The organism is Mesorhizobium sp. Arg314 (assembly GCF_053714275.1).
The window spans coordinates 47381-68853 of the sequence record NZ_JBSKBP010000023.1 but is presented as its reverse complement, the minus strand read 5'-3'; the positions used below and the strand labels follow the sequence as shown (position 1 = coordinate 68853).

The 21473-nt window shown below is 66.3% G+C and carries 18 protein-coding genes; 11 read left to right on the top strand and 7 right to left on the bottom strand.

The window, feature by feature from the left end:
• Positions 1-19 precede the first annotated feature (19 nt).
• On the top strand, positions 20-253 hold the full coding sequence (locus tag ACWGS9_RS22590) for a hypothetical protein (protein WP_320217400.1): 234 nt from the start codon (positions 20-22) through the stop codon (positions 251-253).
• A 67-nt stretch (positions 254-320) separates the two neighbouring features.
• On the opposite strand, the gene ACWGS9_RS22585 is transcribed toward ACWGS9_RS22590, so the two are convergent.
• A complete protein-coding gene (locus ACWGS9_RS22585; RefSeq protein ID WP_454507333.1) occupies positions 321-704 on the bottom strand; it encodes an endonuclease domain-containing protein in 384 nt (127 codons plus the stop codon).
• A 182-nt stretch (positions 705-886) separates the two neighbouring features.
• On the opposite strand from ACWGS9_RS22585, the gene ACWGS9_RS22580 reads away from it, so the two are divergent.
• The 3 genes from ACWGS9_RS22580 to ACWGS9_RS22570 all read left to right on the top strand — a co-directional run bounded on the left by ACWGS9_RS22580 (position 887) and on the right by ACWGS9_RS22570 (position 3096).
• A complete protein-coding gene (locus tag ACWGS9_RS22580; protein ID WP_454507332.1) occupies positions 887-1984 on the top strand; it encodes a flavin-containing monooxygenase in 1098 nt (365 codons plus the stop codon).
• 137 nt (positions 1985-2121) lie between these two features.
• Positions 2122-2751 (top strand): glutathione S-transferase family protein, encoded by a 630-nt coding sequence (locus tag ACWGS9_RS22575; RefSeq protein WP_454507331.1) that lies wholly within the window; start codon positions 2122-2124, stop codon positions 2749-2751.
• Between the two features lie 117 nt (positions 2752-2868).
• On the top strand, positions 2869-3096 hold the full coding sequence (locus ACWGS9_RS22570; protein WP_454507330.1) for a hypothetical protein: 228 nt from the start codon (positions 2869-2871) through the stop codon (positions 3094-3096).
• A gap of 17 nt (positions 3097-3113) precedes the next feature.
• On the opposite strand, the gene ACWGS9_RS22565 is transcribed toward ACWGS9_RS22570, so the two are convergent.
• The 4 genes from ACWGS9_RS22565 to ACWGS9_RS22550 form a co-directional block, all read right to left on the bottom strand.
• The gene (locus tag ACWGS9_RS22565; protein ID WP_454507329.1) at positions 3114-4115 is read right to left on the bottom strand and encodes an aldo/keto reductase; all 1002 of its coding nucleotides are present in this window, start codon (positions 4113-4115) and stop codon (positions 3114-3116) included.
• A gap of 67 nt (positions 4116-4182) precedes the next feature.
• On the bottom strand, positions 4183-4680 hold the full coding sequence (locus ACWGS9_RS22560) for a GNAT family N-acetyltransferase (RefSeq protein WP_454507328.1): 498 nt from the start codon (positions 4678-4680) through the stop codon (positions 4183-4185).
• A gap of 340 nt (positions 4681-5020) precedes the next feature.
• Positions 5021-6265: an FAD-dependent monooxygenase gene (locus ACWGS9_RS22555; RefSeq protein WP_454507327.1), complete on the bottom strand. Its 1245-nt coding sequence runs from the start codon at positions 6263-6265 to the stop codon at positions 5021-5023.
• Entirely contained in the window at positions 6262-7794 is a 1533-nt protein-coding gene (locus ACWGS9_RS22550; RefSeq protein ID WP_454507326.1) for a glucosamine inositolphosphorylceramide transferase family protein, read from the bottom strand. The genes ACWGS9_RS22555 and ACWGS9_RS22550 overlap by 4 nt, the downstream gene beginning before the upstream one ends.
• A 246-nt stretch (positions 7795-8040) precedes the next feature.
• On the opposite strand from ACWGS9_RS22550, the gene ACWGS9_RS22545 reads away from it, so the two are divergent.
• Both ACWGS9_RS22545 and ACWGS9_RS22540 read left to right on the top strand, forming a co-directional pair.
• Positions 8041-10143, top strand: coding sequence for a GumC family protein (locus tag ACWGS9_RS22545; RefSeq protein WP_454507325.1), 2103 nt, complete (start codon positions 8041-8043; stop codon positions 10141-10143).
• Position 10144: 1 nt separating this feature from the next.
• Positions 10145-11464, top strand: a complete 1320-nt coding sequence (locus tag ACWGS9_RS22540) for a VpsF family polysaccharide biosynthesis protein (RefSeq protein ID WP_454507324.1) — start codon at positions 10145-10147, stop codon at positions 11462-11464.
• A 154-nt stretch (positions 11465-11618) separates the two neighbouring features.
• On the opposite strand, the gene ACWGS9_RS22535 is transcribed toward ACWGS9_RS22540, so the two are convergent.
• Together ACWGS9_RS22535 and ACWGS9_RS22530 are read right to left on the bottom strand one after the other, a co-directional pair.
• Entirely contained in the window at positions 11619-12890 is a 1272-nt protein-coding gene (locus ACWGS9_RS22535; protein WP_454507323.1) for a glycoside hydrolase family 5 protein, read from the bottom strand.
• Positions 12887-14074, bottom strand: coding sequence for a DUF1972 domain-containing protein (locus ACWGS9_RS22530; RefSeq protein ID WP_454507322.1), 1188 nt, complete (start codon positions 14072-14074; stop codon positions 12887-12889). The genes ACWGS9_RS22535 and ACWGS9_RS22530 overlap by 4 nt, the downstream gene beginning before the upstream one ends.
• A gap of 355 nt (positions 14075-14429) precedes the next feature.
• On the opposite strand from ACWGS9_RS22530, the gene ACWGS9_RS22525 reads away from it, so the two are divergent.
• The 5 genes from ACWGS9_RS22525 to ligD all read left to right on the top strand — a co-directional run bounded on the left by ACWGS9_RS22525 (position 14430) and on the right by ligD (position 21230).
• The gene (locus tag ACWGS9_RS22525) at positions 14430-15614 is read left to right on the top strand and encodes a glycosyltransferase family 4 protein (protein WP_454507321.1); all 1185 of its coding nucleotides are present in this window, start codon (positions 14430-14432) and stop codon (positions 15612-15614) included.
• A complete protein-coding gene (locus ACWGS9_RS22520) occupies positions 15611-16918 on the top strand; it encodes a polysaccharide biosynthesis protein (RefSeq protein ID WP_454507320.1) in 1308 nt (435 codons plus the stop codon). The genes ACWGS9_RS22525 and ACWGS9_RS22520 overlap by 4 nt, the downstream gene beginning before the upstream one ends.
• A gap of 9 nt (positions 16919-16927) precedes the next feature.
• Complete coding sequence (locus tag ACWGS9_RS22515) at positions 16928-18157, top strand: GNAT family N-acetyltransferase (RefSeq protein ID WP_454507319.1); 1230 nt, start codon at positions 16928-16930, stop codon at positions 18155-18157.
• Between the two features lie 94 nt (positions 18158-18251).
• On the top strand, positions 18252-18476 hold the full coding sequence (locus ACWGS9_RS22510) for a hypothetical protein (protein ID WP_454507318.1): 225 nt from the start codon (positions 18252-18254) through the stop codon (positions 18474-18476).
• Between the two features lie 264 nt (positions 18477-18740).
• Positions 18741-21230, top strand: a complete 2490-nt coding sequence (gene ligD, locus ACWGS9_RS22505; protein WP_454507317.1) for a DNA ligase D — start codon at positions 18741-18743, stop codon at positions 21228-21230.
• Positions 21231-21473: the final 243 nt, after the last annotated feature.

Below are 21473 nucleotides of genomic sequence, written 5' to 3'. Positions count from 1 at the left end.
ACCCACGGGGGAGGAGAAGATGACCCGCAACGACATCATTTCCGTGCTTGGACCGGTCGACGAGGCCGTCATCGCCGACATCGCGCTCACCGGCGCCAGCCTTGAGGAACTGCGCGAGGCCTTCGCCTGGATCGGCGCCGACGAGGCGCTGGTCAATGAAGGCCACGCCATGCCCGGCGCCCGCGTGGCGAAACTGATCGAGATCCTCGAACCGCCCGAGGACGAGCCCGAGGCGCCGCGCGCGATGGAGTAGCGCCGGCGCCTTATCTCCCCCCCTTGTGGGGGAGAACGCGATTTCAACATCTTAGCGAAGCTAAGTGTTAGAAATCGCAAGAGAGGGGATTTGCTGGGGAACTGCCTTTGCGGGCTTCGGCGAGGATCGTAAGGCAGACAGCGTCGATGTTTCGCTCAACCTCCTCATTCCAGAAACGCAAAGTCCTTAAACCCTTCGTTGCGAAATGCCGGTCGCGTTCCAAATCTCGCGCTGACTCGGAGTGCTGACTGCCGTCGACCTCGATAACTAACCGTATCTCGAAGCAGACGAAGTCAAGGATATATCCGTCGAGCGGCACTTGCCGTTTGAACTTCAGGCCTTCGAGCTGCCTGTTGCGCAACGCTTGCCAGAGCATGTTCTCGGCCTTCGTGGCGTCGGCGCGCATGGTTTTTGCGAAGGTGCGGTGTGATGGCGGAACCTGTTGGCGCATCGCGTGAAAATCCCCTCTCTTGCGATTTCTAACACTTAGCTTCGCTAAGATGTTGAAATCGCTTTCTCCCCCACAAGGGGGGAGATAGGACGCCGCGCCGCCTCGCGGTAGGTGCTTGTCCCTACTTGCCCCTCGAACCCCTCCCGTCATAGTTTTTGCCGCTTTGGCGGGAGGAAAGGCGTTTGGACACCAATGTCGTCATTGTCGGCGCCGGCCCGGCCGGGCTCGCCGTCGCCGCCTGCCTGAAACAGGCGGAGCAGGACTTCGTAATCCTCGAAAAGGCCAGTGAGGTGGCACCGTCCTGGCGGCGGCATTACCGGCGGCTGCATCTGCACACGGTGAAATCCTTCTCCTCGCTGCCTTTCGCGCCGTTCCCGAAAAGCCATCCACGCTATGTGCCGCGCGAGAAGGTGGTCGCTTATCTCGATGCCTATGCCGAGCGCTTCGGGCTGAAGCCGCGCTTCGGCGTCACGGTGAAATCCATCCGCCGCGAGGGCGGGAAACTCCTGGTCGAGACCGATGCTGGTCCTTTCAATGCCCGCAAGGTGGTCATCGCCACCGGCAACAATGCCCAGCCGATCACGCCGGCCTTCTCTGGCATCGAGGCCTTCAAGGGCAAGGTGCTGCACAGCGCCGCCTACACCGAGGCAGCACCCTATGCCGGCAAGGATGTGCTGGTCATCGGCATGGGCAACACGGGCGCGGAGATCGCGCTCGACCTTGCCGAAAGCGGCGCCAGGCCCACCATCTCTGTGCGCAAGGGTGTCCACATCGTGCCGCGCCAGCTCTTCGGCGTGCCGATCCAGATGGTGGGCATCGCCAGCCGGACGATGCCACAGGCGCTCAACGACTGGATGTTCCCAAAGGTTCTCGACCTGGCGCTGGGCCGTCTGGAGAGATACGGCATAGTGCGCCCGAGAGAGGGCATCCTCGCCCAGATCGATGCGGGACGCATTCCGATGATCGACGTCGGCACGGTCGCGGCGATCAAGGCCGGCCGGATCGGCATTGCGCCCGATATCGCAAGCTTCACCGCGGATGGCGTGAAATTCGTGGACGGGGTGGAGAAGAAATTCGACGCGGTGATTTTCGCCACCGGCTACCGTCCGGCCTATGACGGCTTCCTGCCGACGGAGCTTCGGCCGGGCAAGAGCGGCGTGAACGCCCGCGCGACCGAGCTCGGCGTCTATCTTGTCGGCTTCTACAACCCGGTCACCGGCCTGCTGCGCGAGATCGGCATCGAGGCGCAGGCGGTGGCGAAGGATATTGCGGGGCGGTGAGAGTTCACGAAGCGCCAATGACGTAGGCCGAGTTCCTTCGCGCTGACTCCGGATGTTTAGGGTTGCGATGCCTGAATCGGGTGGTGCCTCAACATCGCCCGTGCGAAGCCACGCCATCACGCTAGGGGACACAATCCATGCTCACGCTCTACGACTACCTCCCGTCGCAAAATGCCTGGAAGGTTCGCGTCCTGCTCGGCCTGCTCGGCGTCGCCTATGAAACCCGCATGGTCTCGATCTTCGAGGGCGAGAGCCACACGGAGGCCTTCCTGAAGCTCAACCCCGCCGGCGCCGTTCCGGTGCTCGCCGTGGAGAATGGCCAGGCGATCGCAGAGTCCAACGCGATCCTCGTCTGCGTCGCGGAGGGCACGCCCTATCTGCCGTCGGACCGGCTTCTTCGCGCCAAGGTGATGCAGTGGCTGTTCTTCGAGCAGTATTATGTCGAGCCGGTCGTCGGCTCGCTGCGCTTCTGGACGCTGACCGGGCGGCTGGAGCGCAACCAGGCGCTGGTTGCCGGCAAGCGCGAGGCGGGCGTGCGGGCGCTTGGCGCGCTGGAGCGCAGCTTGGCCGACACGCAATTCCTGGTCGGCAATGCGCTCACCATCGCCGACATCGCCGTCTATGCCTACGGCCACCGCGCCGAGGATTGCGGGTTCTCGCTTGCCGACTATCCGGCAGTAGGCACTTGGATCGACCGTGTGAGCGCCGCGATCGGCCCGGGCTATCCGGTGCATCCCTACAGCATCGATCCGCATTCGGCTGGCTGAACCGCCGGAACACAGCGGCGGGCAGGGCGTTTTCCAATGGCAGTGTGCCGGGCGTCACCTCAAACCGGTGCTTGGCCGTTCCGCGCTGCGTTCCAACCGGAGCAATGGAGATCCGCAATGGTTCGCACCATCGCCATCGCAATCCTCGCCACCGGCGTCATGAGCCTGCCTGCCATGGCGGACGAGCAATACTGGGTCGCCAGGGATGCGGTCTCGAAGCAATGCGAGATCGTGCCGAAGAAACCCGACGGCACGCTCGTCGTCGATCTCGGCAAGAAGAAATATGCCAGCGAGGGAGAGGCCAGGAAGGCGATGGAGGCGATGACGGATTGCAAGAAGAAGTAGGGCTGCGGCGCAAAGCCCTACCGGTCCACCAGCGACATCGTCCGCTCGTTATAGCGTGGCCCCGACACCTTGTCGGGCGTCAGCGCCATGTCGAGCCCCAGCATCTCGGTGGCGTCGAGCGTGATATCCGCCGCCGCGACGTTCTCTTCCAGATAGGTCCGGCGCTTGGTGCCGGGGATCGGCACGATGTCGATGCCGAAATCCGGGCCCTTGGCGAGCAGCCAGGCGATCGCGACCTGGCCGGGCTTGACGCCTTTTGCCGCGGCGATGTCGCGCACCGTGGCGGCCGCAGCGACGTTCAAGTCGAAATTCTCGCCCTGGTAGCGCGGGTCGCCGCGGCGGAAATCGCCCTCCGGATAGTCTTCCGCGCGCCTGACGTCGCCGGCGAGGAAGCCGCGGCCGAGCGGGGCGAACGGCACCAGGCCGATGCCCAGCTCCTTCAGCGCCGGGATGATCTCCGGCTCGAGGTTGCGCTCCCACAGCGAGTACTCGCTCTGCAGCGCCGAGACCGGGTGCGCGGCGTGCGCGCGGCGGATGTTGGCAATGCCCGCTTCCGACAGGCCGAAGAAGCGCACCTTGCCCTCGGCCACCAGTTCGCCGACCGCGCCCGCCACATCCTCCATCGGCACAGCGGGGTCGACGCGATGCTGATAGAGAAGGTCGATATGATCGGTGGCGAGCCGCTGCAGCGAGGCGTCGACCACCTCGCGTATGTGCTCGGGCCGGCTGTCGAGGCCGGCCTGCTTGCCGTCGGCGATGCGGAAGCCGAACTTCGTCGCGATCGTCACCTGGTCGCGCCGGCCCTTCAGCGCGCGGCCAAGCAGCTCCTCGTTGACGAAGGGCCCGTAGACCTCGGCCGTGTCGAGAAAGCTGCAGCCGAGCTCGATCGCCCGGTGGATCGTCGCGACCGACTCCGCCTCGTCGGCCGGCCCGTAGGCCTGGCTCATGCCCATGCAGCCGAGGCCGATCGCCGAGACTTCGAGCCCCTGGCCGCCGAGTTTCTGTTTGCCGAGGCTCATGCATGTTCTCCGCTGATCGCTAACCGGCAAAATTATAGGGCCGGAAGCGAGCGCGTCCAGCGGCACCTCAAGCCCTCGACAGCATGCGGCGCATGATCAGCGAGGCATGTCTGCCGACACCATGCGCGGCCTCCCGGCGTTCGACCACCTCGAAGCCGTGCTTGCGGTAGAAGGCAATCGCACGGTCGTTGCCCTCGATGACCTCCAGCGCGATGCTGGGGATGCCGGCATGCGCGGCAAGCACCGCGTGCAGCAGGTTGACCGCCAGACCGCTGCCGAACGCCTGCGGCTCGATGTGGAGCCGGTCCAGCATGACGTCGCCTTTTTCGTCCATCGCCGCCATGGCGTAGCCGGCGATCGAGCCGTCGGCGCGTTCGGCGACGAAGGACATCTTGTCCTCGTCGTCGAGCTCAGCCGCGAGCTTGTCCGGCGCATGCTTCTCGTCGGAAAGCCGGGCCACGGTCTCGTCGCCCATGATCGGCGCATAGGTCCGCCGCCAGGATTGGCCGAGCAAGCGCGACACATCAGTGAGGTCGTCCCGTGTCATTGCCCTGATCCGGGTCATCTTCGTCGTCCTCGTTAGGGTCTCAAAGATAGGGCGAAGCGACCAGTACACCCAATCTCGGCGTTAGAAGGCTTGGGTTCCTCGCCCCGCCAGAGGCGGGGGTCCGGAGGACGGGCGAGACCCGTGGCTCGCCCGGCACGGTGGCCGCGAAGCGGACGCTGCTCGATAGCCCGCTGCCGAACCGATAGAGGCGGCAGCGGGCCGTTGGTGCGACGGGAGTGCTGTCCCGCCGAGCAGGAGACACTGCTCACCGCGATCTAAATCAGCCGCGCCAAGGATCGCGACTTACGGATTCGTAAGCTCACTCACGATTATGTTCCCAGCCGCGGCCGGCGTGCAATTACCGACCTGTCTTATCGTGGTCGAACGCAACTCCACTCATGCCAGCCGGCGTGACCGGTTTCCCCGCCTCGCGGAACCGCCGGCCGAAGACCATCAAGTGCCGCGCGGTGCTGTTTCGCAAGCGGCGCAGGCGCCATTCCAGCCCGGTCTCGGTGTTGATCCGCCTGGCATAGATGCTGGCGCGCATGGCCCTGGCGTCGGCGGCGATCTTGATCGGATCGTCGTAGAAGGCGCAGACCTTGTCGGCCGCCATGCCGGGCGTCTTGAGCCAGGCGGGGATATGCGTCGAGGCGAGGCAATCGACATCCGTAAGCACCCGGTGGATGCCGTCGCCTTGCGCCGGGCAGGTGGTGGCGAACGCATCGCCGATGAACACGACGCCGTCGCGGCGATGGCCCTGCGTCGTCGTCAGGCTGACCTGCCTCACGTCGACCTCGCTGGCGGCTGCGAAGCTGCCACATCGCTCGGCGATCTCCGGCATCAGCTCCAGCATCATCTTTTGCGGGTTTTCGCGGAACGCCCTCACCCATGGATCGGCCACGGTCCGGTAGACGAACATGTTCGCCCGCATCCGCTCGCCGATCCTGAAGATGGTAAGATAGGCAATGCGATCGGCAACCCGCCTGCCGTAGAAAGTGAGGGACTGGAGGCCGAATTCCCGCGGCGTGATTGCGAGGTCGAACCCCATCGTCAGCGAATGCGCCTTCGATTCCTCGACGCGCTCGACGCCGATGGCGCGGCGCACCGCCTCGCTGTAGCCGGTGGCCACCACCAGCAGCCGGGCATCGATGACGGAGCTGTCGGTGAGCACCAGGCGCTGACCGTCCGGTCCGGTCGACACCTCGGCGACCTTGCCTACCGTCAGCGGCACTTGCGGCGGCAGCGCCGCGCGCAGGCCGTTGACCAGCGGCGTGTAGGAAAAGGCGAACTCCGGACCCTGCTTGCGCTCGAACAGCTGGCCGAAGCGGAAGACATGGATGTCGGTCATCGGCGTGACGAGAGACCTGAAAACCGGGCCGAGGCCGAGCTTCTCGAACAGCGCCATCTGTTCCGCGCGGGTTTTCTCGGCGCGGAATTCGTCATGGTGGATACGGTGCGGATCGATCAGCGCTATCGTGCGGCCCGCCTTGGCGAGCGACAGCGCCAGCACGGTGCCGGCGAGCCCGGCGCCGACGATCGCCACGTCGACCTCGGCCCGGCCAGTAGGCACGGCAGGCGTTTCGCGGTCTTCTGCGATGCTCATTTTTTGTCTCCACGGCCCGCAGGCATGGCGTCCCGCCGCCGGGTCTGCTTCCAACGTGGCGCCATTGCCGAACCATCTATGAATTCCAGTCCGCCCGCCTCGTTGAGCGTATGCAGCTTGCGTCCGGCCCAGCCGGCGCCTGGGTTGAGGATCGTCTCGACGACCTGTTCCATGCCGCTCTCGTCGAGTTGGGTGACGCGTGCGATGCCGAGCGCGGCGCCATAGCTGCGGCGGCAGTCCTGCACCGGGCGCAGAAGCTGGCCGTTGCGGCTCACCATGCGGCCCGCCGGCCGCGCCGAGGCGATGTCGATCAGCAACGGGTTCTTCGGATGGGCCGTCCATGGCCCGCGGAAATCCGGCGCCGACCAGAGATGGAGCAGGTCCGAGAAGGCGCCGCCGCCGTCGCGCACGGTGGCGAACATCCACCAGTGACCGCCATGCTCGACAAGCGTGGCGTCGCTGGCGACGACGTCCGACAAAAGCGTCGCTTCCTTCACCCAGCCGCCCGGGAAAGCGGTGGCGCGGTAGAGGTCGACCGTACGGTTGGCCGAGCTCTCCGGCACCATCCACATCTCGCCGTCGCGCTCGAACACGAAGGGGTAGGAAAGATGATAGGGCAGCTCCAGCACCGGCTTCGGGGTGCCTTCCGGTCCGTTCGGACCGAAAGCCACCGCCGAAAGTATCGCCTTGCCGGTGCGGTGGATATAGTCCTCGACGAACAGCGTCACCTGGCCGCGATAAAGCACGGGGAACGGGTCGGCGTAGAAGCGGCTGCCGTCGTCCGGCAGATCGCGCCAGCCCGATTGCGGATGGGCGCGCAGATCGTAAAGATCCTTGCCCCCGGTCTCGCGCCAGCCGACCCGCCAGTGCGGGGCGTTGTAGCACAGATGATAGATCTGCTGGACGATGCGCCGCGCCGTCGCCTTGGCCGCCCGCACGCCGAGTTTCGTGGCCGACGGCATCGCCGGCGGCGGCGCCTCGGATGGCGGTTCTGGCAGCACCGGAAGCGATGAGCGCGCGGCGCCTTTGACCGCCGCGACGATCATGCTGGCGCTGCGCGCCAGCATGTCCTGGAAGGATGCCAGCGCAATGCCGTGATATTCGGTGCCGAGCCGTCCCTCGGCGACCGTCGCGCCGTTCTGTTCGAGGCGGGCAAGCGGCGTGCAGCCGGCAAGGATCAGCGCCAGCAGGGCCTCCTCGCCGCAGACGCCGTCATAGGAGAGCCGCCAGACCCGTCTGCCTGACGGCTCGACATCGCCGATGAGATCGATGGTGAGATCGGCCGGCTCGAACGGTCTCGCATAGCCGGCCAGTGTCGAAAGTGTCATACGCCTGGCCGTCCCATTGGCGGGCAGGCGGTGGATCAGCGCCTCAAGCTGGAACAGTGCTTCGGCCGGGCGCGGCACACCGCCCGGCGCCGGACGCGCGTCGACGGAAAGCTCGACGCCGGGCAGCAGCGCCAGCCGCTCGGCCAGCGCGACATGGAAAGCGCGGACGCAATCGCCGTTGAGACGCAGGTTCAGGCGCATGGCCGGCACCCGGGCGACCCACGTCCGGAGCTGGCAGGCAGGCCCGCCAGGTCAAGTTCCCGCCGCATGCGCGCGATGTCTCCATTTCAGCTGCACTTAGATTCTACTGCGTCGGTGCAAACTTCGTGCCAGAGCGGCCTCAATTTATGAACATAATTAACAGTGTTTTAATCGTTGCCGGGAATAGCTAGACCAACGCCGCATTTCTCGTTTTTGCCGGCCGATGGAGCGTTGTCGGAGCGACCTTTGCAACCACCCCTGCTCATGGTGCCTCAGCAGAACGCTCCAGAGGCGGTCGCGCCGGCGCCGGCCTATTACGCGCATGCGCCCGCGTCCGCCACGGTCGAGCTTGGCGATCTCGGCCGCATCCTGTTGCGGCGCCGCTTCCTGATACTCGCCGTGACCGCGCTGCTCACCGCCGTGACGCTTGTCTACAGTGTCCTGACGCCGTCGCTCTACTCCTCGACGGCGCAGATCATCATCGACCCGCAGGACCTCCAGGTCGTCACCAACGATGTCAATCCGAGCCGCATTTCGCCGGATGGCGGCATCACCCAGGTCGAAAGCCAGGTGAGCGTGGCGCAATCGAACGGCGTCCTGCTGCGCGCTATCAAGGCCACCAACCTGACCGAGAACCCGGACTTCAACGGGCAGGGTGGGCTCGGCCGCTGGCTGGGCATGTTGTTTGGCTCCGACGATGGCGACAGGACGGCCGAGACGCTCGATTCGCTGCGCCGCCGCCTGGCGGTGAAGCGTGACGACAAGGTGCTGGTCCTCAACATCATCATCACCGCCAAGGACGCCAAGACCGCAGCGGACCTCGCCAACGCCATTGCGAAAGCCTATCTGGCCGATCAGGCGGATGCGCGCTCCCAGGCCGCCGCCGCCGCTTCCGACGCGATCACCGCCCGGCTTGAGGACCAGCGCAAGCGCGTCGAGCAGGCGGCCAACGCCGTCGAGACCTACAAGGCCGAGCACAACATGGTGATGGCCGCCGGCAATTTGGTGAGCGACCAGGAACTGACCGACCTCAACACCCAACTGACCGCCGCCCAGACCCGCACCGCGCAGCTCAAGGCGCAGGTCGACCAGCTGCGCCGGCAGGGCGGCGCGCCGGACGCGACCTCCGAGGCGATGCGCTCGCCGGTGATCGCCAGCCTCAGGGCGCAGGAGGCGACGCTGGTCGATCAGATATCGCAGTTCGGCACCGCGCTCGGGCCGCGCCATCCCTCGATGATCTCAGCGCAACAGCAGCTGAGCGACCTGCGCAAGCTGATTTCGCGTGAGCTCGGCCGCCTCGTCACCGCCGCCGAGACGGATTACGAGCGCGCCTTGGCCAACCAGAAGGAACTGGAGACCAAGATGGCGTCGCTGAAGGGCAAGTCGCTCGACACCGACCAGGCATCGGTCAGGCTGCGCGAGCTGCAGCGCGATCTCGATGCCGTGCGCACCGTCTATGCCAACTACCTGCAGCGCGCCCAGGAAACGCGCGAGCAGACCAACGTCAACAGCACCAATGCCCGCATCATCTCGCATGCCATGCCGGCGCTGAAGAAGAGCTGGCCGCCGAAGGGGCTGCTTGTCTTCGGCGCCATCTTCGGCGGGCTGGCGCTGGGCATCGGCATGGCGCTGATCGCCGAATATCTGTCGCCGACCGTGCTGTCCGCCAACCAGATGCAGTCGGCCATCGAGGCGCCGGTGCTGGGCGTGCTGCCGGGCAAAGCGCGTCGCCGCTGGGGCCGTTCCGGCGCCGTGACGCAGAAGACCGACGCCGTGGCCGGGCTCGCGCTGCAGCGCATCGCCGCCGCCACCAGGCGTCCGCCCGACTGGCCGCTGGTGCCCTCGATCCTGGTGGCGTCGCCGCCCGAGGACAAGGCGCAGCGGTCGAGGGTTGCATGGCAGCTCGCCAATGCGGCGGCGGCCAGGGGCCGTCGCGTCCTGTTCATCGACATCAATGCCGGCAAGGGCCAGAAGGACCCGCAGCCCGGCGTGCTCGACGTGCTGCGCGGTGAATATCCGCTCGACGCGGTCAGCCGCTATGCGCCGGGCAGCTCCGTCGCGCTGCTCGGCCGCGGCCGGCCGACCGCGGTGTTCCAGGAAGCGCAGGCGCTCTATTTCGCCCACCGCATGCTGGCCGAGGCTAACCGCAGCTTCGAACTGGTGGTCGTCGACGGCGGCGCGCTGGCCGACGACCTCAACGTCCTGCCGCTGGTCGCCATGGCCGACGAGATCCTGCTCGTCGCCAGGCTGAACGCGACGCCGATGCGCGACGTCGCCACGACCTCGGAAGCGGTCTCCGTCATGGGGCGGTTGCCGACCGGCGCGATGCTGGTCGACGAGGCGGCCTGACATGGCCTCGGTGCTGGCTGGTCCCGCCCGGCCTGTCCCTGCGCCCGGCTATGGCATGGCCGGCCGGCGCGTCGTCCCTGTCGACACGCTGACCCGTTTCGGCCTGACCATCGCGGTGCTGCTTCTGTTTTCCCTCTCGGGCGGCATGCTGTGGCTGGTCGGCTATAATTACGACGGCCTGCAGGGCAGCGCGCTGAGCAAGATCCACCCGTCCACCTATCTCTTCGTGCTCGTCTTCGTCTGGCGCTCCTGCACTTTCGGCAATCCGGTCGGCTACGCCGTCCACGTGGCCAACAAGCGGCCGGCCACGACGCTGATGGCGGTGATCTCGACGGTGCTTCTCTTCGTCGTCATCCTCAGGCAGCGCCCCGGCATGGCCGGCATGATCGACACCTTCGTCGCGCCGGCGCTGCTCGTGCTACTGCTGAGCGAGGATGACGAGAAGACCTTTGCCCGGCTGCAGCTCGTCATCCATGTCGTCATGACGGCGAACGCGCTCCTGGCGCTCTTCGAGTTCGGCACCAAGCACCTGGTGTTCCCCTACCGGTTCGACGGCGCGGTGTTCGTCAACGATCTGCGCTCGACGGCGCTGCAGGGCCACCCGCTCTCCAACGCCACGGTCACTTCGATCTATGTGCTGTCGCTGCTGTCGGGCGCGGGTTCCTTGTCGACGCAGCTCAGGCTCGGGCTCGTCGGCCTGCAGTTCTGCGCGCTGGTCGCCTTCGGCGGTCGCTCGGGGATGGTGCTGACGGTGGTGCTCGGCGGCGCCTATATGCTCATCCGCGGCGTGGCGCAGCTCAGGACCGGGCGCGTCAATCTTCTGGGCGCCGCACTGGTGATCATACTCGCGGCGCTGCTGCCGCTGGCGATCGCGCTCGCCGGCTATTACGGCTTCTTCGACGCGCTGCTTGAGCGTTTCGTCTCCGACAGCGGCAGCGCCAATGCCCGCGTCGAGATGTTCGATCTCTTCAGGCATCTGGAATTGCGCGACCTGATCGTCGGGCCCGATGTCGACCTGCTCGACAGCATGCGCCGCATCACCGGCCTGGAGCAGGGCATCGAGAACCCGATCCTGCGCCTGACGCTTTATCAGGGCGCCTTCTTCACGCTTCTGATCTTCTTCGGCTTCGCGCTGTTCATGCACGAGGTCGCGCGCCGCTGCCACACCGGCATCTGGCTGCCGATGCTGGGCTGGCTCATCCTGCTCAACACCTCCGAAAGCATCGCCTCCAAGACGACGCTGATGACCAAATTCGTGGTCATCGCGCTGGCGCTTTACCGGCCGGCGAGGGTGGGGATGGGCACACGACGATCTATGTGAACGCGAGAGGTTTGCTCAAGCAACCACCGGCACTCCACTCGCCTCACGCCTCTTCGTCCCGCGACAACAGCGGCACCGCTACCAGATTGATCGCGACCACGGAGAGCCAGATGGCGCCAAGTCGCCGCTTCACGTGGCGAGCGCTCCATGAGGCTCAATCCGATGGCATCCTCAGCCCAAGCGCCTCGACCATGGCCGGGTCGAGCGCGCGGGTGGTGTCGTCCATCATGCCCATGCCGTCGAACAGGTCCCAGAACGCCCAGGGAAAGCCGAAGGCTTCGGCGCTCTGCCGCACATCGGCGATGTAGCGGGCGCGGTCCGGGTTGGGCGCGGCTCTGTAGCGTGTATCGGTTCGCAGCGCGCCGAACTCGCCCATGATGATGCGCTCGGGCGCGATGCCGTTTCTGTCCGCCCAGTTACCGACCTGTTTGAGGTAGCCGTCGATGAAGCGGCGGTCGGGCTCAGCGTCGAAATAGACTTTCAGCACGCGCTCGGTCTCGGCATAGGCGGCGCGCTTGGCCTCGTCGGACCTTTCCTTATCCTGCGCCATCCTCGCCCTGACCGAGGCCAGCGTCTTCTCGAGCGTGCCGGCCGAGGCCGGCCACGGCACATTGTTCAGCGCGCGGTAGACCGGCTCGCGCATCCACGGAGCGCCCTGATGGCTAAACAGATAGGGCTCGTAGAAATGGAAGGTGAACAGGATCGGCTCGAAGGCCGCCAGCGGCGCCGGGTCGAGCGCGGTCAGGCCGCGCACCATCGAGCCGCAGCCGCCGGTGACCAGCAGCGGCAGGTCTTGCACCGAAGCCCGCGCGGCGGTCAGCAACGCCGCTTGCACCTTGGGCCAGGCCTCGGAGGAACAGTCCTGCGGCGGCTCGTTGACCGGCTCCAGCGCGATCCTGCCGGGCGCCATGTCCGCCAGCATGCCGGCCACTTCGCCGACGAAGACCTGGTAGCGCGCGAATTCCGGCGCGCTGGTGCTGGAAACCATACGGTCGGGATTCCAGTAATGCGTGGCGCCGTTGGCCTGCACGTTGACGATGACGCCGAGATCGGCGGCTCGAGCTGCCTCGACCGCCGCGCTCAGCATCGCCATGAGGTCGGCGCGCCGGCCCGCTTCGGCGGCAAGGAACGGGCCCGGATCGACAGGCAGGCGGATGAAATCGAGGCCGCTGGCGCGCAGCCGGGCGAGGTCGGCGGGCGTCGGCACCGGCCGCTGCGACTGGAAAGGCGGCCAGTCATAGTCGGTGCGGGGTGCGGGAAGTTCGCGCGTCAGCGCAAACCACGGCCAGGCGTTGACGCCGCGTCTGAAAGGCCACGCGCCGGCGGCGGCACGCGCCGAGGATGCGAGCGGCGGAACCGCACTCACCAGAGGTACTGTCGCCGCCAGCGCCGCGCCGAGTACCCGGCGGCGCGACCAGCCGGTCATGCGTGGCGGGCGCGGTCGGCTTGCGCCGGCGTGTCAGCGGTGACGCCGAGCTGCCGCAACGCTTCCTTCTCATAGGCGGTGAGCACGTCGTCCCAGCGGAACGCTTCGCGCGCCCGTTCCCGCGCCGCCTTGCCGCAGCGCGCCACCAGCGCGCCGTCGGCCAGCGCCTCGTCGATCCGCTGGCTCAGGCTGTCGGCATCGCGGAAATAGGTCGCCGCCTCGCCGGCGACCCAGCGGTTGTAGCGGTTGTCGTGCGCGATCACCATGTTGCCGGCAGCCAGCGCCTCGACAAGCGATGGGTTGGTGCCGCCCACCGTGTGGCCGTGCATATAGGCGCGCGCGTGGTAGCGCAGCGCCTTCACGGTCGCCTGGTCGTAGATCGCGCCCGGCATGATCACCACGGAACCCGCCGCCTCGCGCACGGCGCGGTGGTAAGGAATGTCGTCGTTGAGCGTGCCCAGCACCACCAGCTTCATGTCGCCGGCATCGCGCCGGCGGAAGGCTTCGATGATCGGCAGGATGTTGTTGTCGGGTTCGATCCGCGCGATCGAGACCAGGTATTTGCCGGGCTCCAGCCCGAGCGCGCGAATGGGTTCCTCCGGCGCCGAGGTCACCGGGTCCGCGCCATAGGCGATGGTGGCAATCGCGCTGCGCGGCCGCCTTGTCGCCAGATGGTCGGCGATCGCCGGGTGATCGGCGACGAGGCGGTGCGAGAGCCAGGCGCCGATCCATTCGTTGAGCCAGAACCAGCTGCGCGCCGCCGGTCCCCATTTCGGCCGCCGCCACTCGATGCCGTCCATATTGGTGATGATCTTGCGCCGCATGAGCCTGAGCCAGGTCAGGAACACCGCGCCATTATAGCCGAGCACCAGGCACACGCCCGGCCGCCTGGCGGCGTCGAGCACGCATTGCCAGTCGAACTCAAGCGTCGCGCGCGGACCCTTGGAGGCGACCTCGATGGTGATGAGCTCGATGCCGCGCCAGGTCTCGCTCGTCACCCTTTGGCCGACGCGCTCGACTTCCTTCTGGCAGTAGACGCCGACCTTCCAGCCGCGTCCGGCCAGGAAAAGCGCCAAGCGCTCGGCAAAAGTCTCGAAGCCGCCATGGGAAGCCGGAATGCCGCGCGTCCCCAGGATCAGGATCGAAGGCTTTTCGATCAGGATGGAAGGTCGTTCCGGTTTCAAAATAAGGGATTCCCCGGAGCTCGGTCATGGTTGTTGTTATGTCAATGACACACCCAGCAACTTCCGTGCCAGGGTACCCCCGGGAGGAACACTCGCATGAAGTTGTAAAATTTCTCTTCAGAACGCCCGGCTTGCTTCACTATCGGTCAACTTTCGAGAAGTATTTGTATCGATACGGGGCACGGTTGGGTTTCCTGGGTCGCAGCCGGGCATTCAAGACCCGGCATGATCCTTGCTCCGGGGCCTCCAGTGGCCACCGCTGGGTAGGGCGGCGTGCGGATTTGGCATGAAGTTCCTTCCGCGCTTGAAGGGTCCGGTGCAGAGCGGACTCGGGGTGCAAGGTGGAAAGATAGCAATGCGCATTGCCTGCGTTCATCAGGGCTACGAGCTCTATGGCTCTGACCGCAGCTTCGCGGAGAACGTGGCTGCGCTGCGCGCCGCGTTTCCGGCCGCCGAGATCGAGGTCGTGCTGCCGCGCGAGGGGCCGATCGTCGATATCCTGAAGCCGCATGCCAGCCGCATCGTGTTCGAACCGCTCTGGGTGCTCAGGCGCCAGGCGATGCTCAAGCTCGCCACCGTCGAGATGGCGCGGCTGCCGGCGGCGCTCTGGCGGGCCTGGCGGCGCATGCGCGACAACGACCTGACCTATATCAACACCTCGATCATCGCCGACTATGCGCTGGCCGCGCGCTTGAAGCCGCGCAAGGCGCTGCTGCACATCCACGAAATCCCCGAGGGCGTCCTGCGCAAGGTGCTTGTCGCCCTGATGCGCTGGAGCCGCGCGGACCTGATCTTCAATTCACGCGCCACGCGCGCCAGCTTCGGCGATCCGCCGGTGCTCGATGCCAAAGGACGGCGCACGCATGTCGTCTATAACGGCGTCGCCGGTCCCGCCGCGGCCCTGCCGACGACCTATGACGGCAGCCGTCCGCTCAAGGTCCTGCTGCTTGGCCGCGTCAACCGCATCAAGGGGCAGGAGGTGCTGCTCGAAGCGGTTACGTCGCTGGAAGCCGCTCTGCGCGATCGCGTCGAGGTCCGCCTCGTCGGCGGCGCCTTCGAAAGCGTCGAGCGTGAGCAGGCCTTGGCCGGGCTGGTCGAGCGCATGGGGCTGACCGGGCATGTCGAGGTGCTGCCTTTCGTCTCCGACCCCGCCGACCATTACCGCTGGGCGGACATCGTGGCGGTGCCGTCGCGCCGTCCGGAATCGCTTGGCCGCGTCGCCATCGAGGCGATGAGCTGGGGCAGGCCGCCGCTGGTGTCGGCGATCGGCGGGCTGGTGGAAGTGGTGGCCGACGGCGAGACCGGCTGGCATGTGCCGCCGGGCAACGCCGCGGCCCTTGCCGACAAGCTCGGCGAGATCATTCTGCGGCCGGATCGCTGGCGCGGCTTCGCCGCTGCCGGCCGGGCGCGCTACGAGGCGGTCTTCAGCGAACCGATCGCCGCCGCCGCGATCGTGGCGATCGTGGCCGACAAGCTGAAGGCGGCAACGCCGCGGCCGCGGCGGGCGCGTGTCGCCCGCGAGGCGGAGACGAGCCTGTGAAGTTCGCGTTCCCGGCCCATCTGGTGCGGCGCCTGATGCTGATGATCGGCGGCGAGGCCATGCAGAGCGGCTTCCATTTTGCCCTCAACATCGCGCTGCTGCATCTTTTGTCGGCGGAAGGTTACGGTCTCTTCGCGCTGGCCATGGTGATGGGCGGCGTCGGCCTGTCCTATGTTCGCTCGCTCACCGCCGTTCCCGCCACAATATGGATGAGCAAGAGCACCAACAGCGCCGGTGTCAACGCCCATGACGTCACCTTCGGCTCGGCGGCGCTGGTGGTGGCGCTGCTGATGGGGCTGGGCACGGGGCTGCTGATGCGCCTGCTGGGCGACCCGAGCGGCGTCGGCGCCGCCTGCTTCGTCGGCGCCTGGTCGCTGCGCAGCCATATGCGCTCAGCCTTCTTCGCGCGCCGCATGCAACTCGTCGTCTCCATCAGCGATGCCGTGTTCACCATCGCGGGCACGGTGCTCGCTGGGGCGGCGATCTGGTTCTTCGCGGACGCGCTTCAGGCCACCTTCTATGCGCTTGCCGCGGCCAATGTGGTCGGCATCGCCGTGCTGGTGAGGCTGGCCCGCCGCAAGCTGCGTATCTCTTTCCGCTCGCCGACCTGGCGGCGCTACGCAAAGCTCTGGCCGCAGCTCCGCTGGTCGGGGTTCAGCGCCACCACCACCAACATCCAGGGGCAGTGCCTGGCGCTGCTGGTCGCCGGCATTGCCGGACCTGCCGCTTACGCGCCGCTCGCGGCGGTGCTGGTGCTGTTTGCGCCGCTGCGCATCTCCACCCTTGCCTTCTCGAACATGACGCAGCCGGAACTGGCAAAGCTGGCGCGCAACAAGGAGTTCGACCGCGTGTGGACGCAGGCCAAGATCTGGGCGCTCGTCATGGGAGGTGGCAGCCTGGTCTATGGCTGCGGCATCCTGTTCATCCTGCCGATGATCAAATCCCAGGCGCTGCAGCATGCCTCGGTCGGGCTGATAGGGCTTTTCGCCATCGCCAACTTCGTGCCGATCATGGCCTATGTCATGCCGCGCGTGGTGCTCGAGATCCTCGGCGATTTCCGCATCGTCGCCTTCATCACCATGGCCGGCGCGATTGTCGGGCTGACGACCATCGGGATCCTGCTGGCCTTCGCGCCGCCGACATGGTCGCTGGCGGGTGCGGCGGTTTCCGAAACCTTCGTGCTGGTGGCCTCATGGTATTTTGCGGCCAACCGCATGTGGAACCTCAAACACCCGAACGAGCAGCGCCGCACCGTGATCGGCGCCTGGCGCCGCGCGGCCACGCTGGCCGCGCAGAGACGATAGGAGAATGATGTGTCAAGCCAGGCAATGTCGATGGCCGCGATGACGACCGGCTTGGCCGACGATGAGGCATCTGCGCACGCCGCCGGCGCAGCCAGTGGCGCTTACGTGGCGCGGCTGCACACCGGCCTCCAAGCCGTCAAGCCGCTCTGGCTGTTTCTTGAAACGACGGGCGTGTGCACCGGCCACCAGCATTTCGCCTGGGCCGAAGGGATCGTCGAACGGCTTGTGCCCACAAAAGCCGAACTTGCCGTCGTCGAGCTGGGGGACGCCGCGACAGGCGAACCGGTCATGCTTTTGCCGCTGATGCGGCGCCGCGCGTTCCACCATTGGGTGATCGAGTGGCTGAACTGCGGGGTGTGCGACTATGCAGCACCCTTGCTCGCCGACGCGACCCCCTGGACCAGGCAATCCGCCGAGGCCGCGTGGGCCGCGGTTCTTTCCGTGCTGCCGCCGGCGGATCGCATCCACATCACCGGTATCCCGAAGGAGATCGGCGGCGTCGCCAATCCCCTGGCGCTGCTTTCGCCGGCGCGCGACTCCATCCACTCCCACTACGGCATCGCCATGGACGGCGACGCCGAAACCGTCGTCAAGCGCATCTGTCGCCCGTCCTTCGTCAAGGCGCTCAACAAGGACCTGCGCCGGCTCGAGCGCAACGGCGGCCTGGCCCTGGTGGAGGCCGACACGCCGGCCCTGATGGACTCCATCTTCGGCAAGCTGGTCGAGATGCGGCTCAGCCGTTTTCGCGAGCTCGGCCGGTTCGATCTCCTCGCGCAGCAGCCGGTCGTCGATTTCTACCGCGACGCCGCCCATCGTGGCCTGACAGACGGTTCGGTGCGGATCTTCGGCCTGCGCGCCGGCGACACCATGGTCGCGGTCCAGTACCTGGCTGTCCATTTGGGCACCTTGCATGCGCTTCTGGTCGCGATCGACCAGGGTGCGGTTCCCAACGTTTCGCCGGGACTTTGCATTATGGGCGAGCTGATCAGATGGGGACGCGGGCAGGGGTTCGATTACTTCGACCTGTCGGTCGGCAACCAGAGCTACAAGGAACATATGGGCGCGGTGAAGTCCGTTCTGTCCGAACTTTGCTATGGCATCACGCTGAAGGGGGTGACCGCTAGCGGCGCCATAAAGTACCGCGGCCAAGGCGTTGCCTTCGTGCGCGACAACCCGCGCCTGTTCAAGGTCGCGCAAGAAACGATGCAGCGCTGGCGGCGGCTGCGGGCGCCGCGGTGAGCAGCACCCCGAGCCCGGCAAATTGACTCATATTGCGCTCTCCGCCATGCTTATGTCAGCCGCATCTCCAGCGGCAGCGTGTTCGAGTGAGGCCATGGCCAGTCCCGTCGCCAGAGAAAATTCCCGCCGCGCCGCGGTGAAGACCGCGCTCGAGCGTCACAAGGTCTATGTTACCGGGCAGCGTTTTTCCGGCGGCACCTACAGCGCCCGCGTGCTGGTCGACGGCGAGGCCTACTGGGTCGACGAGTTCCGGCTGAGCCAGCTGAGGCAAGGGCTGACGCCCGCCGAGCTGGAACTGACGCCGGCGATTGACGATTGATCCTGGTCCCTTGCCCCGCCGCGATTTAGGAAAATCCGAAATGCTGGCGGGACAGCACCCCCCTCTGGCCTGCCGGCCATCTCCCCCGCGCGGGGGGAGATTGGCAGGTTCGCTGCCGGCGCTTTTCCTGCAGCGTTTGCGATTGGCGAAACCGGCGGCGACATCTGATCTCCCCCCTTGCGGGGGAGATGTCCGGCAGGACAGAGGGGGGTGTGCCGGAACGCGGCGCTGGCAGCCTTCGCTTGACATCACTCCCGCCTAGTCATGCCCGCCAAGCTCAAATCCTACCGCGCCAAGCGCGAATTCTCCCGCACGCCCGAGCCTGCCGGCGGACCGGAAGTCGGTGGCTCCAACCGCTTCGTCGTCCACAAGCACCACGCCACCGCAGACCACTATGATCTGCGTCTCGAAGTCGGCGGCGTGCTGAAGAGCTGGGCGGTGCCGCGCGGACCTTCGCTCAATCCGGCCGACAAGCGCCTCGCCGTCGAGACCGAGGACCACCCCATCGAATACATCGACTTCGAGGGCGTCATCCCCGAGGGCGAATATGGCGGCGGGCCGATGATCGTCTGGGACACCGGCACCTGGGCGCCGATGGAGGATGTCGAAATGAGCCTCAGGACCGGCGCCTTCAAGTTTCGGTTGGCCGGGCAGAAGCTGAATGGCGGCTGGATGCTGACGCGTCTCAAGCCGAAGCCCGGCGAGGACGAAAACAAGAAGAACTGGCTGCTCTTCAAGGAGCGCGACCTCGCCTCGGACACCAAGCTCGACATCCTGGAAGCGCGGCCTGAAAGCGTGAAATCGGGCCGCCGCATCGAGGAGCTGGCGGCGCCGCCTAAGAAGCGCGAACGCCTGCCGCCGAAAGCCGGCTCGCTGAAACCCGCCGCGCTGCCCGGCGCGCTGAAGGGCGACCCGCCGACCCGCATCGAGCCGCAGCTCGCCACGCAGGTGCCGAAACCGCCAGGCAGCGATGATCCTGCCGAGCGCACCGGCGAGCTCTGGCTGCACGAGATAAAATTCGACGGCTACCGCACCATGGCGCATGTCGTGGATGGCGAGGTGCGGTTGATCACCCGCGGCGGCATCGACTGGACGAAGCGCTACGGCGATCTTCCGCAGGCCTTTTCGCGACTGCCGGTCGCCCAGGCGATCATCGACGGCGAGATCATGGTGCTCGACGACAAGGGCATCTCGCGTTTCGCGCTGCTGCAGGACGCGCTGGCCGAAGGCGCCGGCTCGAAACTGCATTTCTATGCCTTCGACCTTCTCCACCTCGACGGCTGGGACCTGCGCAAGGCGCCGCTGCAAAGGCGAAAAGGCCTGCTTGCCGAATTGCTCGCCGGCCAGGCCGCCAACGCCGCCATCCAGTACAGCGACCATGTCGAGGGCGACGGGCGAGGGCTCTACGAACAAGCCTCGGACCTTGGATTGGAAGGCGTCGTCTCCAAGCGCGCCGACGCCATCTATATCAGCGGCCGCACCAAGAGCTGGACCAAGGTCAAGGCGCAAAAGACGGATGATTTCGTCATCGCCGGCTACACCGTCTCCGATCGCGCGGAGGGGCTGGCGGCGCTGGGCATGGCCGAGTTCGAGAATGGCGAGCTGCATTATCGCGGCAAGGTCGGCACCGGCTTCGACCGCGACATGGCGGGCGACCTGCTCGTCAGGCTGGAGCGGATGACCGCCGGCGCCACGCCACCCGAAGGCGTGCCGCGCGAGATCATGCGCGAGATGCATTGGGTGAAGCCGCTGCTGTCGGCACGCGTGCGCTATTCGAACCGCACCGCCGACAATGCCATCCGCCACGGCGTCTTTCGCGGGTTGCGCGATGTCGGCGGGCTGACCACGCCAGCGCCGGTCAAGCGCAAGCGGCTGATCGCGGAGTCCGATCTCGCCACCATCTGGGTCACCAATCCGGAACGGCGCCTGTTCGGCAAGACCGGGCCGACCAAACTCGACATCGCCGTCTATTACGCGCTGGTCGGCGATTTCATGCTGCCGCACATCATCGGCCGGCCGGTGTCGCTGGTGCGCTGCCCGACCGGCAAGCCGCAGGACTGCTTCTTCCAGCGCCACGCCTTCACCGGCATGCCGCCTTCGGTGGCGGTGTTCGAGAGCATCAATTCGGAAGGCGAGACGAAAACCTATCTCTCGGTCGAGGACGCCAAGGGCTATCTGGCGCTGGCGCAGTTCGGCGTGGTGGAATTCCACACCTGGGGCACGCATCGCTCGAAGCTCGACAAGCCCGACCAGATCGTCTTCGACCTCGACCCGGGCGAGGGGATTTCCTGGCGCGAGGTGGTGGAGGCTGCCGTCCACATCAAGGGCGGGTTGGAAAGCCTCGGCCTCGTGCCCTTCGCCAAGACCTCCGGCGGCAAGGGCATCCACATCACCGTGCCGGTGACGCGCAAGCAGAACTGGAAGAAGCTGCACCAGGCATCGAGCGCGATTTCGACTTTGCTGGCAGCAAGCGCGCCCGACAGCTTCACCACCACCATGGGCAAGGAAAACCGCAAGAAGCGGATCTTCATCGACTTCCACCGCAACGCCCGAGGCCACACCTCCGCGGCGCCCTATTCGCTGCGCGCCCGTACCAATTTGCCGGCCTCGACGCCGGTAAGCTGGATCGACCTGGAGACGGTCGACGCGCCCGAGGACCTGAACTACGCCTCGCTGCCGGGCTTGCTGGAGACGTCGGGCGATCCCTGGGCTGAGATCGACGAGGCGGCGAGGGATCTGCCGGCCGTCGGGTAGTTGGATTCTCGGCTTTGCGGAAACAGCCTCAATTTGGCCGATCGGGCAATCTTGTAACTATATGATCATAAAAGATTTTCTTAAATGGTATATGGAAATTGGCCGATCTTTTGGCCGATCTTCCAATTCGGCTACGGCGGAAGCTTGGACGGGGCCACGGCACTCTATCGCCATCGACGCTCCTTACAATTTGAATTATTCTCCCGCCGGCCCCGAAAAACATTTCGCTAGGAATTCGGCTGT

What these genes read in the sequence shown, in the direction of transcription:
- ACWGS9_RS22590 (WP_320217400.1), top strand. Translation starts at nt 20, where the DNA reads ATGACCCGCAACGACATCATTTCCGTGCTTGGACCGGTCGACGAGGCC.
- ACWGS9_RS22585 (WP_454507333.1), bottom strand. Translation starts at nt 704, where the DNA reads ATGCGCCAACAGGTTCCGCCATCACACCGCACCTTCGCAAAAACCATG.
- ACWGS9_RS22575 (WP_454507331.1), top strand. Translation starts at nt 2,122, where the DNA reads ATGCTCACGCTCTACGACTACCTCCCGTCGCAAAATGCCTGGAAGGTT.
- ACWGS9_RS22570 (WP_454507330.1), top strand. Translation starts at nt 2,869, where the DNA reads ATGGTTCGCACCATCGCCATCGCAATCCTCGCCACCGGCGTCATGAGC.
- ACWGS9_RS22565 (WP_454507329.1), bottom strand. Translation starts at nt 4,115, where the DNA reads ATGAGCCTCGGCAAACAGAAACTCGGCGGCCAGGGGCTCGAAGTCTCG.
- ACWGS9_RS22560 (WP_454507328.1), bottom strand. Translation starts at nt 4,680, where the DNA reads ATGACCCGGATCAGGGCAATGACACGGGACGACCTCACTGATGTGTCG.
- ACWGS9_RS22555 (WP_454507327.1), bottom strand. Translation starts at nt 6,265, where the DNA reads ATGAGCATCGCAGAAGACCGCGAAACGCCTGCCGTGCCTACTGGCCGG.
- ACWGS9_RS22550 (WP_454507326.1), bottom strand. Translation starts at nt 7,794, where the DNA reads ATGCGCCTGAACCTGCGTCTCAACGGCGATTGCGTCCGCGCTTTCCAT.
- ACWGS9_RS22540 (WP_454507324.1), top strand. Translation starts at nt 10,145, where the DNA reads ATGGCCTCGGTGCTGGCTGGTCCCGCCCGGCCTGTCCCTGCGCCCGGC.
- ACWGS9_RS22535 (WP_454507323.1), bottom strand. Translation starts at nt 12,890, where the DNA reads ATGACCGGCTGGTCGCGCCGCCGGGTACTCGGCGCGGCGCTGGCGGCG.
- ACWGS9_RS22525 (WP_454507321.1), top strand. Translation starts at nt 14,430, where the DNA reads ATGCGCATTGCCTGCGTTCATCAGGGCTACGAGCTCTATGGCTCTGAC.
- ACWGS9_RS22510 (WP_454507318.1), top strand. Translation starts at nt 18,252, where the DNA reads ATGGCCAGTCCCGTCGCCAGAGAAAATTCCCGCCGCGCCGCGGTGAAG.
- ligD (WP_454507317.1), top strand. Translation starts at nt 18,741, where the DNA reads ATGCCCGCCAAGCTCAAATCCTACCGCGCCAAGCGCGAATTCTCCCGC.